Origin of the sequence: Methylophaga sp. (genome assembly GCF_009711715.1) — a bacterium.
In the GTDB taxonomy this organism is placed as follows: Bacteria; Pseudomonadota; Gammaproteobacteria; order Nitrosococcales; family Methylophagaceae; genus Methylophaga.
The window spans coordinates 178,480-191,395 of sequence record NZ_VENF01000004.1; the positions used below are offsets into that span (position 1 = coordinate 178,480).

General features: G+C 50.3%; 15 protein-coding genes. All 15 read right to left on the reverse strand.

Annotation, left to right across the window (positions count from 1 at the left end; translation table 11 throughout):
- Nucleotides 1-51: 51 nt before the first annotated feature.
- On the reverse strand, nucleotides 52-396 hold the full coding sequence (locus tag FH755_RS03370) for a DMT family protein (RefSeq protein WP_292438664.1): 345 nt from the start codon (nucleotides 394-396) through the stop codon (nucleotides 52-54).
- A gap of 139 nt (nucleotides 397-535) precedes the next feature.
- Complete coding sequence (locus FH755_RS03375; RefSeq protein WP_292438666.1) at nucleotides 536-922, reverse strand: tautomerase family protein; 387 nt, start codon at nucleotides 920-922, stop codon at nucleotides 536-538.
- Between the two features lie 580 nt (nucleotides 923-1,502).
- On the reverse strand, nucleotides 1,503-2,555 hold the full coding sequence (locus tag FH755_RS03380) for a RelA/SpoT domain-containing protein (RefSeq protein WP_292438668.1): 1,053 nt from the start codon (nucleotides 2,553-2,555) through the stop codon (nucleotides 1,503-1,505).
- A gap of 44 nt (nucleotides 2,556-2,599) precedes the next feature.
- The gene (glmU, locus tag FH755_RS03385; protein ID WP_292438670.1) at nucleotides 2,600-3,964 is read right to left on the reverse strand and encodes a bifunctional UDP-N-acetylglucosamine diphosphorylase/glucosamine-1-phosphate N-acetyltransferase GlmU; all 1,365 of its coding nucleotides are present in this window, start codon (nucleotides 3,962-3,964) and stop codon (nucleotides 2,600-2,602) included.
- 284 nt (nucleotides 3,965-4,248) lie between these two features.
- Nucleotides 4,249-4,674: a F0F1 ATP synthase subunit epsilon gene (locus FH755_RS03390; RefSeq protein WP_292438672.1), complete on the reverse strand. Its 426-nt coding sequence runs from the start codon at nucleotides 4,672-4,674 to the stop codon at nucleotides 4,249-4,251.
- A gap of 18 nt (nucleotides 4,675-4,692) precedes the next feature.
- On the reverse strand, nucleotides 4,693-6,069 hold the full coding sequence (gene atpD / locus FH755_RS03395) for a F0F1 ATP synthase subunit beta (protein WP_292438674.1): 1,377 nt from the start codon (nucleotides 6,067-6,069) through the stop codon (nucleotides 4,693-4,695).
- A 26-nt stretch (nucleotides 6,070-6,095) separates the two neighbouring features.
- On the reverse strand, nucleotides 6,096-6,962 hold the full coding sequence (gene atpG, locus FH755_RS03400; RefSeq protein ID WP_292438676.1) for a F0F1 ATP synthase subunit gamma: 867 nt from the start codon (nucleotides 6,960-6,962) through the stop codon (nucleotides 6,096-6,098).
- A 14-nt stretch (nucleotides 6,963-6,976) separates the two neighbouring features.
- A complete protein-coding gene (gene atpA / locus FH755_RS03405) occupies nucleotides 6,977-8,518 on the reverse strand; it encodes a F0F1 ATP synthase subunit alpha (protein ID WP_292438678.1) in 1,542 nt (513 codons plus the stop codon).
- 25 nt (nucleotides 8,519-8,543) lie between these two features.
- The gene (locus tag FH755_RS03410) at nucleotides 8,544-9,077 is read right to left on the reverse strand and encodes a F0F1 ATP synthase subunit delta (protein ID WP_292438680.1); all 534 of its coding nucleotides are present in this window, start codon (nucleotides 9,075-9,077) and stop codon (nucleotides 8,544-8,546) included.
- Nucleotides 9,078-9,088: 11 nt separating this feature from the next.
- The gene (locus FH755_RS03415; RefSeq protein ID WP_292438682.1) at nucleotides 9,089-9,559 is read right to left on the reverse strand and encodes a F0F1 ATP synthase subunit B; all 471 of its coding nucleotides are present in this window, start codon (nucleotides 9,557-9,559) and stop codon (nucleotides 9,089-9,091) included.
- A gap of 45 nt (nucleotides 9,560-9,604) precedes the next feature.
- Complete coding sequence (gene atpE, locus FH755_RS03420) at nucleotides 9,605-9,838, reverse strand: F0F1 ATP synthase subunit C (protein WP_007144166.1); 234 nt, start codon at nucleotides 9,836-9,838, stop codon at nucleotides 9,605-9,607.
- A gap of 56 nt (nucleotides 9,839-9,894) precedes the next feature.
- Nucleotides 9,895-10,794, reverse strand: coding sequence for a F0F1 ATP synthase subunit A (atpB, locus tag FH755_RS03425; protein WP_292438684.1), 900 nt, complete (start codon nucleotides 10,792-10,794; stop codon nucleotides 9,895-9,897).
- 8 nt (nucleotides 10,795-10,802) lie between these two features.
- On the reverse strand, nucleotides 10,803-11,174 hold the full coding sequence (locus FH755_RS03430; RefSeq protein WP_292438685.1) for an ATP synthase subunit I: 372 nt from the start codon (nucleotides 11,172-11,174) through the stop codon (nucleotides 10,803-10,805).
- An 86-nt stretch (nucleotides 11,175-11,260) separates the two neighbouring features.
- The gene (locus FH755_RS03435) at nucleotides 11,261-12,121 is read right to left on the reverse strand and encodes a ParB/RepB/Spo0J family partition protein (RefSeq protein ID WP_292438687.1); all 861 of its coding nucleotides are present in this window, start codon (nucleotides 12,119-12,121) and stop codon (nucleotides 11,261-11,263) included.
- A 17-nt stretch (nucleotides 12,122-12,138) separates the two neighbouring features.
- On the reverse strand, nucleotides 12,139-12,915 hold the full coding sequence (locus FH755_RS03440; RefSeq protein ID WP_292438689.1) for an AAA family ATPase: 777 nt from the start codon (nucleotides 12,913-12,915) through the stop codon (nucleotides 12,139-12,141).
- Nucleotide 12,916 lies beyond the last annotated feature (1 nt).

The window sequence follows — 12,916 nt, forward strand, 5'->3', positions numbered from 1 at the left end:
AGTAGCGAAAGCGTTGAAGTTGGGCGTAGCAGAATGGATATCAAGCAACGCCTAATGGCTGCGAAACATAAAATACACCGCCCCCACCAGACACAGGCCCGCCCAGAGATAATCCAGCTTGAGGGGTTCTTTCATGTAAAAAACCACGAAGGGCACGAAAATACTCAAGGTAATGACTTCCTGAATAATTTTCAGTTGCCCGAGTGACAACACTTCATAACCTATGCGGTTGGCCGGCACCTGAAACAAATATTCAAACAGCGCCACGCCCCAGCTGACAAAGGCGGCAATAAACCAGGGCTTATCTCCCATCTCTTTAAGATGGGCATACCAGGCAAAAGTCATAAACACATTACTGCAAATCAGCAGTAATACTGTCGTCATCACCGGATTCATCAGCACTCCCCCTGCATAGCCAGAGGTGCTTATTATCGCTGTCTAAATGTTATTTTGATATTGCTATTTGAATCAGTGATTGCCGTTAAGGTATCGGTTTCTTTGAAGGCATATCAAGTCGGCTGACGCTCTGATTTCCTCAGACCTTAACCTTGTATTTAAGGTCTTTGGCTTCATCGCCTGTCATGCCACGAAAGCCCCACTGATGAGGTTGCTGCTCCTTAATGGTGATTTCAACATCGACCGGCGCCAAAGAAAGTTGACTTTCCAATTCTGAAAATAAAGCCTTAATTAAAGCCTTCTGTGTCTCGGCTTTCCGGCCGGCCATCATATTAATTTCAATCACTGTATAGGCATCGCTTCTACCGCCAGGGTAATAAAAATCTTCCCTGTCGAGCGGCACAAAACGATGTGCCCGCTTATCCTCCGGCATACCCAGCACGCTTTGCATGCAGCCGTGAATCACATCTGAGAGTTGGGCTTTTATTGGATTCAGTCTTTCTTTTATTCCGTAAACGACGATCATGCGCATCCCTGTCTAATTATCTAAACATGGAGAGAGTCTAACATCATGTTTTCGCCTTTATGGCGAGTCAGGGATATGCGTGCCCATATCCCTAACAACCCTAGGGCACCCCACCGTGCTGGCCTGCAGCTCCACTGCGTTGCTCGCTTTGTCTGGCGTCTGGTTAAAACTCGCTAACGCTCAGACACTAACCAGCCGTTATCCAGACAAACCTCCGCTACTCGTCAGCACAAACGGGGAATAAGGGGAGTATGCCCCTTAGCTGCGGTGATAGTTGCCCCCTCTCCCTTGATGGGAGAGGGCTGGGGTGAGGGTGAAACCGCCCTTTTGCGCAGGGAACCCGAAGGGCAAGCATCGGGCTGCCCTTTTGTTTGGTTCGTTTATTTGTGACAAGAAAAATAAATGAACTCGGACTTTAGTCCGAAATAAATCTAAATCAAGTTGGCTGACCCCATGATTTCCTTTGATAAAATAATGGGGTTTTTCATGTCAAATGATGAGTTTCAATCGTGTCAGCCCCTTTGATCCAAATACCAATGGTGTCTGCCTCCTTTGATTCGCTGTTTCTAGCGAAAAGAATTTAAGTCTCCTCCTTCTGGCTTTTCTCATTAGTTTCAAGGATTCGTTCAAGATTTTTTGAGAACTCAGCAGTGTCAGCAAAGTAGTTGGGATATGCTTTCTTTAATCCATGTAGTGACTCAGCAGCAACGAGAACAACATCCTTGTCTGAGTTATTTTTGAACGCTTTCTCTTTTTGAGCATAATCCTTTGTTGCTTGATCAAATTCGTCAGGAGTATACCTCCTGACTTGGATGTTGGATTTATCTATTTCCAAGGTTAATAGAAAATAATCATTTCTATGCTTTTTGTCTTTCCCTAAGTGATTTGTAGATACTGCAAATGCCCTTAATCTTGGAATGACATTTAGTTTATTGATGTAACTTATTAGTTCTAACCTATCCGGTGTTTTGGCATTACGAGCTAGATTTCTGGTCTCGATATCTGCAAACGCAATACTTGCAAGTTTGAAGAACTCTAGCCATTCATTTTGACCTTGACTAGCTTTTAATGCTTGACCGGTGAAGGTGCCCACAACCTCTACGGCGGTTGCCCACGCATGTTGTACCTTGCTTCTGATTTGTAGTTCTACTGAGTGCGCTTTGAATGCTGTCTTAATTCCGTTATACCTATAAACCAGATGAATTCCTCGATATCCTGATTCTTTAGGTTTTTTAATGTAATCACGTTGTCTTCGAAGAGTATTACGTGTCCTTCCTTCAACTATTGCATCCCTCACAGCATAAACCTGTGAAATATTAGCTACTACAATCCTACACCCACCAACGTCTTCCATCCGGTCTAACTTCATTCCATGTTCACGTGTGAGCTTGGCTAGTATGGATGGAGTTCTTTTTAATCGTTGAACGACTACTGCATTTGGGTCTACTGAATATGCCTTACTTCTGAAATACACAAGCATTGATTGAATCGGATAAGCATGTGAGGCTCTCCAATTATGTAGCACTTGGATTGATTCTATTAAATCTCTGACACTAGGGATATTTTTACTACTGAGGCGATCCCCAGCTTTACGGACTGCTTTCTTGGAATATTTCAGTTCTACCCACGCCACCACATTCTCCTTCAGGGTGATATTTCCCTATAAGGGATTGAGTTTCATCCTTTCTTAACAGGCCTCTTCCACCCCTCAACCGTCTTCTGCTTAGAGACAGTCAAAGTTAAAGCATCAGCCGGTGCATCCTTCCGAATCGTAGACCCAGCCCCAATAGTCGCCCCATCCTCAACCGTCACCGGTGCAACCAGCTGCGTATCCGACCCCACAAACACCCTATCACCAATCACCGTGCGATGTTTATTCGCCCCATCATAGTTACAGGTAATGGTACCGGCCCCGATATTCACATCGGCACCCATATCGGTATCACCGATATAGCTGAGGTGATTCACCTTGGAGCCCAAACCGATATTGGCATTTTTGACTTCGACAAAGTTACCGATCCTGGCCTTGGCTGCCAAAACAGAACCCGGACGCAGACGCGCATAAGGCCCGACCGCACAGCCTGAGCCCACTTCGGCATTTTCAATAATACTGTTGGGCAGGATTTCAGCACCTTCATGAATCACGCTGTTGATAATGATGCAGTTCGCACCGATGGTGACGTTGTCAGCAATGGTGTTGATGCCTTCGAAGATGACATTGATATCGACGGTAATATCCTGCCCGGCGTTGAGTTCGCCGCGGATATCGACACGGGCCGGATCGCGAAAGGTGACGCCGGCCATCATCAGATCCGTCGCCTGTTTCTGCTGGTAGTAGCTTTCCAGTTCGGCCAGTTGCACACGGTTATTGACGCCTGCGACTTCCATTTCATCTTCACAGATCACGGAGTCAATCTCGATGCCCTGCTCGACCGCCTGGGCAATCAGATCGGTCAGGTAGTATTCGCCCTGGGCATTGTTGTTATCGAGCCTGGCCAGCGCTTCGTCGAGCCATTTGGCCGGGAGGCACATGATGCCGGTGTTCACTTCATTGATGAGTCTGGTTTCTTCGTCGGCATCCTTTTCTTCGGTGATGCGCAGCATTTTGTCATCAAAGTCACGCACGATGCGGCCATAGCCGGTCGGGTTATCCAGCAGCGCGGTCAGCACTTTAAGGCTGTTGCTGTCACCTTCATTAATCAGGGCTTGTAAGGTCTCGACCTCAATCATTGGCACATCGCCGTAAAGCACTAATACCTGATCGGATTGCCGGAAATAGGCTTTGGCCTGCTCTACCGCATGGCCGGTGCCTTTCTGTTCATGCTGCATGACGGTGTTAATGCCTTGCGCTTCGAGGTAAGGCACGACGTCGCTGGAACCGTTGCCGCAGACCACGGCGAGCTCGGCGGGATCAAGCTGCCTGGCGGTGTCGATGACGTGTTGCAGTAATGGCTTGCCACCCAGGGTATGCATGACCTTGGGCTTGCTGGATTTCATGCGGGTGCCTTTACCGGCAGCAAGAATGATGATGGATAGTGACATAGATAATTGGCTGTTAAATCAAAAAAGGCATTCTAGCAGATTGGCTTCGTCGAACAGTAGATGAGGCACAGGTGCAGGTTTAATGTTATTAGCTTGTGAGTAAAAGTGAGCAATTCTGTCTGTGATATTTCGCACTGGAGAGATTGCTTTGTCGTTCCTCCTCGCAATGACACCAATGTGCCGGGTGTTAATTAATTTTTCTCTGTGTCCTCTGTAACTCTGTGGTTAAAAACCAAAAAAAAGGCCGTCCGGAGACAGCCTTTTTTGTTTGATGCGGCTTGGGATTAACGTCCCTTGCCTTTTCTGGCACGCTCGATAGCACGCAACTGCGCCAGTGCTTCGACCAGCTCACGCTGAGCTTCGGCAAAGTCACGTTTGTCAGTTTTGTCGTGCAGCGCTTTTTCTGCATCCTGTTTCGCTTGCAGGGCAGCCGCTTCATCGACATCCGCTGCACGCAGGGCAGTATCAGCCAGAACAGTGACTACATGCGGCTGAACTTCCAGCATGCCGCTTGAGACATAGAACTGCTCTTCTTCACCGTTGTCTTTCAACACACGGACTTCGCCCGGCTTGAGCTTGGTCAGCATCGGAGTGTGACGTGGGTAGATACCGACTTCACCTTCCACTGCCGAGGCAAATACTGCTGCCGCCAGACCTGAGAAGATCTCCTGTTCAGCGCTTACAATGTCGACATGAATAGTCATGGCCATGCTTTACCTCCCAGGGGATTAGAGCTTCTTGGCTTTCTCGACGGCTTCTTCAATACTACCCACCATGTAGAACGCTTGTTCCGGCAGAGAGTCATAGTCACCATTCAGGATGCCTTGGAAGCCAGCAATCGTGTCTTTCAGAGAGACGTATTTACCAGGTGCACCGGTAAAGACTTCTGCTACGAAGAACGGTTGTGACAGGAAGCGCTGAATCTTACGCGCACGGGATACGGTCAGTTTGTCTTCTTCAGACAGTTCGTCCATACCCAGGATTGCGATGATGTCTTTCAGCTCTTTATAACGTTGCAGGGTACCCTGAACGCCACGCGCAACATCATAGTGCTCGTTACCGACAACCAATGGGTCCAGCTGACGTGAAGTCGAATCCAGCGGGTCAATCGCAGGATAGATACCCAGCTCGGCGATAGAACGTGACAGTACAACGGTCGCGTCCAAGTGAGCAAAGGTGGTGGCTGGAGACGGGTCAGTCAAGTCATCCGCAGGTACGTATACCGCCTGGATAGAAGTGATGGAACCGACTTTGGTTGAGGTGATACGTTCCTGCAGTACACCCATTTCTTCCGCCAGGGTCGGCTGGTAACCTACCGCTGATGGCATACGACCCAGCAGCGCTGATACTTCGGTACCGGCCAGGGTGTAACGATAGATGTTATCAACGAAGAACAGCACGTCACGGCCTTCGTCACGGAAGTACTCGGCCATGGTCAAACCGGTCAGCGCAACACGCAGACGGTTACCAGGTGGCTCGTTCATCTGACCGTAAACCAGCGATACCTTGTCGATAACGTTGGAGTCAGTCATTTCGTGATAGAAGTCGTTACCTTCACGAGTCCGTTCACCGACACCGGCGAATACAGAGTAACCACTGTGCTCGATCGCGATGTTACGGATCAGTTCCATCATGTTAACGGTTTTACCGACACCGGCACCACCGAACAGACCGACTTTACCACCCTTGGCGAACGGGCAGACCAGGTCGATAACCTTGATACCGGTTTCCAGCAGTTCATTACTGGCAGCCAGTTCGTCAAAGCTTGGTGCTTTACGGTGGATACCCCAGCGTTCTTCTTCACCGATATCGCCTTTTTCGTCGATAGGGTTACCCAGAACGTCCATGATACGGCCCAGCGTTTTTTGACCTACCGGTACGCTAATCGCTTTACCGGTGTTGGATACGGCCAGGTCACGTTTCAGACCATCGGAGGTACCCATGGCGATAGCACGAACCACGCCGTCACCCAGTTGCTGTTGAACTTCCAGCGTCAGACCAGTCTCTTCGACGGTCAGGGCGTCGTATACTTTTGGCAGGCTGTCGCGTGGAAACTCCACGTCAACGACCGCGCCGATAATTTGTACAATCTTTCCAGAGCTCATCTCGCTTCCTCTTAATATCTATTCAGTTATACCGCAGCGGCACCTGCAACAATCTCGGAGATCTCTTGCGTAATCGCAGCTTGTCGAGCTTTGTTGTAAACCAGTTGTAAGTCATCAATAAGGTCACCGGCGTTATCGGTCGCGTTTTTCATCGCGATCATGCGAGAAGCCTGCTCACAGGCAATATTCTCGACTACGCCCTGATAAACCTGTGACTCGATGTAGCGGACCAGCAGGTCGTCCAGTACATCTTTGGCATCTGGTTCGTAAATGTAGTCCCAGTGATGGGACAGCTCTTCGCTCGGCTTTTCAGGCTTGGCAGGCAGCAAACGCAGGATTTTGTCTTCCTGAGTCATGGTATTCACAAACTCGTTGAATACCAGGTACAGACTGTCGATGCGCCCTTCGTTGTACGCATCCAGCATGACCTTGACCGTACCGATCAGGTCGTGAGCGCGAGGCGCATCACCAAGCTGGGCAGTCTGGCTGACCAGGTTTACCGGCAGTCTTCTGAAGAAGCTGGATGCTTTCTGACCGATAGTGCAGACATCCACTTCCATACCCTTGTCCGACTTGGCTCTGATATCTCTCAGTACCGTTTTGAACAGGTTGTTGTTCAGACCGCCACAAAGTCCACGATCAGATGAGACGATAATGTAGCCAACACGTTTGGTTTCTTCACGATCCTGCAGGTACGGATGTTTGTACTCAGGATGGGCGAAAGCCAGATGCTGGATAACGTTATAAATCTTGTCTGAATAAGGACGTGTCGCTGCCATGCGATCTTGAGCCTTACGCATTTTACTCGCGGCAACCATCTCCATCGCAGAGGTGATCTTCTGCGTGTTTTTGATGCTGCCGATTTGAGTCCGTATCTCTTTACCGCTAGCCATGAATTATGCTCCGATTACCAGCTACCGGTTTTTTTAAAGCTCTCGATTGCTGTGCGCATTTGGCCAGCAATGTCGTCATTAAAGTCACCGGTGTCGTTAATTTTCGCCATCAGGTCAGCATGGTTCGATTGCATGTTGGCCAACAGTGACGCTTCAAATGAACCGACTTTGTCGACTTCAACGTCGTCGATAAAGCCTTCATTCGCTGCGAACAATGAAATAGCCATTTCAGCTACTGACAGAGGTTGATATTGCTTCTGCTTCATCAGCTCGGTAACACGTTGACCACGGTTAATCTGGGCACGTGTGGCTTCGTCCAGGTCAGAAGCAAACTGGGCAAAGGCTGCCAGTTCACGGTACTGAGCCAGGTCAAGACGAATACCGCCACCGAGTTTCTTGATGATCTTGGTTTGCGCAGAACCACCAACACGAGATACCGACAGACCCGCGTTAATCGCAGGACGGATACCTGAGTTGAACAGGTCTGTTTCGAGGAAGATCTGACCGTCAGTAATCGAGATAACGTTGGTCGGTACGAAAGCAGACACGTCACCGGCCTGGGTTTCGATGATAGGCAGTGCAGTCAATGAACCGGTTTTACCTTTCACTTCGCCGTTGGTGACTTTCTCAACGTAGTCGGCGTTAACACGGGCCGCACGTTCCAGCAGACGAGAGTGAAGATAGAAAACGTCACCCGGATAAGCTTCACGACCTGGCGGACGGCGCAGCAGCAGCGATACCTGACGGTAAGCCCATGCCTGTTTGGTCAGATCGTCATAGATGATCAGCGCGTCTTCACCTTTATCACGGAAGTATTCGCCCATGGCGCAACCGGCATAAGGTGCGATGTACTGCAGTGCAGCAGAATCAGAGGCAGAAGCGGCAACGATGATGGTGTGATCCAGTGCACCGTGCTCTTCCAGTTTACGAACCACGTTCGCGATAGAAGAGGCTTTCTGACCGATAGCGACGTAGATACATTTAACGCCGGTATTTTTCTGGTTGATGATGGCGTCGATCGCAATCGCGGTTTTACCGGTCTGGCGGTCACCGATGATCAACTCACGCTGGCCACGACCGACCGGGATCATCGCGTCAATCGATTTCAGACCGGTCTGGATTGGCTGGTCGACTGATTGACGGGCGATGACGCCGGGGGCCACTTTCTCAATAGGAGAGTTGCTTTCGGCTTTGATATCGCCTTTACCGTCGATTGGGGCACCCAGTGAGTTAACAACACGACCCAGCATGGCTTCGCCAGTCGGGACTTCCAGGATACGACCGGTACATTTGACCTTGTCGCCTTCCGTAATGTGTTGGTAGTCACCCAGAATAACCGCACCGACAGAGTCGCGTTCCAGGTTAAGAGCCATACCGAAAGTGTTACCAGGGAATTCCAGCATTTCCCCTGACATAACATCGGCTAGGCCGTGAATACGAACGATACCATCGGTAACACCGACTACGGTACCTTCTGTGCGCGCTTCAGTGGCCCCTTCAAAGCTTTCGATACGCTTTTTGATCAGGTCACTGATTTCTGCTGAATTCAGTTGCATCTCTGTTTCCTCTATAACGGGCCGCTTATGTAATAGCGTTGGCCAGTCTGTTCAGTTTACCCAAGGCAGAACCATCGATTACCAGGTCTCCTGCACGGATGATTGCACCACCCAGCAGGCTTTCATCGATGCTGGTATTGAGCGTGATATCACGACCCAGGCGCTGTTTCAGCGCGGCAGAGATTTTGTCTGCCTGTTCCTGAGTCAGTTCACGCGCCGAAATCACTTCGGCGGTCATCGATTTTTCAGCTTCTGCACGCAGTGCTTCGAAGAGAACGGTAATGTCTGTCAAAAGCAACAGACGGTTATTTTCTGCCAGCAACAACAGGAAGTGTCTGGCATCGGCTGTCATCAGATCACCGGCGATATCTGCCAGCACGTCAACAGCCTGCTCGTCACTTACTGCCGGGCTAGTGATTATGGATTGCATTTCTGGTTCGGCAACGCATTGCGCCAGAACCGCAAGCAGGTCAGACCACGCCTTCAACTCATCTTTTTCCTGCGCGATCGCAAAGACCGCGTTGGCATAAGGACGAGCGATGGTTATTGCTTCTGCCATCCTAAATTCCTCTAGATTCGGCTAACCAATTCGTCGAGCAAATCGGTGTGGGCCTTTTCATCAATTTCACGGCCAAGAATTTTGCTGGCACCTGCCAGTGCAATACCGCCGACCTGAGATTTCAGTTCGTCGCGGGCACGGTTTGCTTCCTGTTCAATTTCTGCCTTGGCAGAGTTCAGGATGCGCTCACCTTCTACACGGGCGTTGTTCTTGGACTCGTCCACAATTTCATTCCCACGCTTTTGCGCCTGAGAAACGATTTCGCTCGCTTGCTCTTTAGCTTCGTGAATAACTTGTTGTGCACGTTTTTCCGCCAGTTCCTGCTCGTGACGACCACGTTCTGCAGCAGCCAGACCATCGGCAATTTTCTTTTTACGCTCTTCGAGCGCTTGCATGATAGGTGGCCATACATATTTCATGCAGAAGGCGACGAAAACCGCGAATGCGATAATCTGGCCTATGATGGTTGCATTGATATTCATGCCTGTACCTCTATGTTTACCGCAATGGGGGACGGAATAATTCTATTAACCGGCCACCGCGAACAGTACGTACATAGCCAAACCAACTGCGATCATAGGTACCGCGTCAACCAGACCCGCAACCAGGAAGAATTGTGTACGCAGCATTGGTACCAGTTCAGGTTGGCGAGCTGCAGCTTCCAGGAAACGACCGCCCAGCAGACCAACACCAATAGCCGCACCCAGTGCGCCCAGGCCGATCATCAGAGCACCAGCAATGTAAACTAAACCCATATCCATTTTTTTCTCCTACAAAAAGTAAAGACTAAAAATAAAAAGTTAAAACCCAACAAACATCAATGATGTTCTTGATGTGCCATATCCAGATAAACCGTTGTCAGCACCATGAAGATGAATGCTTGCAGCGTGATAATCAGAATATGGAAAATCGCCCAGCCGACCTGCAACAGACCGGCAAAAGAACCCATAACCAGACCGGCGCCATACATGGTCGCGATCAGGATAAAGACCATCTCACCGGCGTACATGTTACCGAACAGACGAAGGCCCAGTGAGAAAGGTTTTGACAGCAGCGTGACGGTCTCAAGCACGGTGTTGATAGGCAAAGCCCATTTACCGAATGGTTGCAGCGTCAGTTCGCCGATAAAGCCGCCCGTGCCTTTGATCTTGAAGCTGTAGTACAGCATCAGCAGGAATACGAAGATCGCCATACCGAGTGTCGCATTCGGATCGGTAGTCGGCACGATTTTGAAGTAAACATGATGCGGATCGACACCGAAAATGGCACCGGCAGACTGCATAACGATCTGCGGGATAATATCAACGGGAATCAGGTCCATCAGATTCATCAGGAAGACCCAGACAAAGATGGTCAGCGCCAGGGGGGCAACGAGGTTGTTCTTACCACCGGAGAAGGAGCCTCTCACGGTGTCATCGATAAAGTCGATGATCATTTCTGCAAAATTCTGGCTGGCGGTGGGGATGCCGGCGGAGACTTTCTTGGCGACGCTGCGGAAGAACCACATCATCAAAGCGCCAAGAAGAATGGACATAAACATGGTGTCGACATTAATCGACCAGAAGCCCATATTGGCGGCTTCTCCTGAGGACATTGCAAAGCCCCATTCGCCGGTGGGTGCCCAGACACCAGGCTCGGTTTCGACTTGTTTCTGACCGAAAGTCAGATTCTGAAGGTGATGCTTGATGTATTCTGATGTAGTAATTTCACTAGCCATGTTCGGTTTCAAGCCCGGTTTGAATTTCCTAAAAACAACATCAGCTGTGTCAGCGCGAACCCCAGCAGCAGTGGCAAGGCCTCAAGCCCCAATGCTCCCAGTCCGGCGGCAAACATCATTATCGTCACCAGCCAACGTTCAGCCACACATCTGTATGCGCTACTCAAATTTTTCTCGGCATCCGCGCGGGCCGTCACAACGGCGCGTTTGATATGCCATAACATCAGCAAGGTATTGAAAATCGCGATCAGCGCCCCGAATATCGAAGCAAGGACCTGTTCAACACCCCACCAGGTGGTAAAAACGGCAATAGCAGCCATCATCACAATTTGCCACTTTAAGACGCGCTTTAGCGGCGCAGTTCTGGCCAACTGTTCCATTTTTACCTGTGGAAGTGGAATTTGCCTTAAGCAAATCAGGGCATTATAAAGACACCGCGCGGAGGCGGTCAATGAAATTCTCGTCTTTACCTGATACGTTTGATGAGTTTTTTCAATTCATCGACGTTACGGTAGTTAATCACCAGTCTACCTTTGCCGCTGGCATTGTGCTTGATACTGAAAGCGGAGTCGAGTTTCTGCCTGATACTCTCTTCCAGATGCTGAATCTCTTCCAGATCGTCTTGTGACTGTTTTTGCGCCGGTTTTTTCGGATTCTGCACCCGGCGAATCAGCTGCTCTGCCTCTCTGACCGACAGACCTTTTTCCACGATCTGGCCAGCCACTTCGCTTTGCAATTCCGCTTCCAGTGCCAGCAAGGCACGGGCATGTCCCATTTCCAGATCGCAATTTTCAACCAGTTTTTTGACATCCTGATTAAGGTTGCGCAAACGTAACAGGTTGGTGACTGCGGCGCGCGACTTGCCCACCGCTTCGGCTGCCTGCTGATGGGTCATTTCGAATTCTTCACGCAGACGGAACAAGGCGTTGGCCTCTTCCATCGGGTTGAGATTTTCACGCTGGATGTTTTCGATCAGCGCCATCGCAATCGCACTGCGATCAGAGACATCGCGCACCAGCACCGGCACTTCCACCAGTCCGGCCATGCGCGAGGCACGCCAGCGACGCTCACCGGCGACAATTTCATAGCGATCACCGCCAATCGGCCTGACGATAATCGGCTGAACCAGACCCTGGGCACGGATAGAATCGGCCAGTTCTTCCAGCGACTCCTGCGACATATCAACACGCGGCTGATATTTACCGGGCTGGATCATATCCAGAGGGAAATGCTGCAGACTGTCATCCAGGTTGGTTTTTTCTTCCTGGTTCACATCTGCCAGCAGTGCATCCAGCCCCCTGCCCAATCCTCTTTTCTTTGTCGCCATGCCTGTAACCCTGTTATTCAGCCGTTTGCTTTCTTCTGTCGTCGCATAAACTCGCTTGCCAGCGCCATGTAGGCAATCGAGCCGCGTGAGCCGCGATCATAAGCCAACACCGGCATGCCGTGACTGGGCGCTTCCGCCAGCCGGACGTTGCGCGGGATAATCGAATGAAACACTTTGTTCTGGAAATGGTTGATCAGCTGACGCGAGACCTGATTGGCCAGGTTGTTGCGGGCATCAAACATGGTGCGCAACAGGCCGGTGATATCGAGTTGGGGATTGGCTCTCTGCTTGACCCGCTCGATAGTGCGCAACAGCGATGATAGACCTTCCAGAGCATAGTATTCGCATTGGATCGGGATCAAAACTCCCTGTGATGCGACCAGTGCGTTAACCGTTAGCATACTCAATGAAGGCGGGCAGTCAATCAGAATGTAGTCGTATTTTTCGCGGGTCGACTCCAGCGCAATGCGCAGTCGATGTTCACGCAGCTTGATTTCCAGCAGTTCGACTTCGGCCGCAGTCAGATCAGAGTTGGTGGGCATCACATCGAAACCCAGCCCTTCCGGGCTGATAATGGTGTCTGCGGCCCGGGCTTCGGCCATGATGACTTCGTAGCTGCTGTTATTGATGTCGTCTTTATCCAGGCCGCAACCGGTGGTGGCATTGCCCTGGGGGTCAAGGTCGATCATCAGGACTTTCTTGCCATACTCAGCCAGTGACGCTGCCAAATTCACCGTGGTGGTGGTTTTGCCAACCCCGCCCTTCTGGTTGGTCACTGCGAATATGTTTCCCATT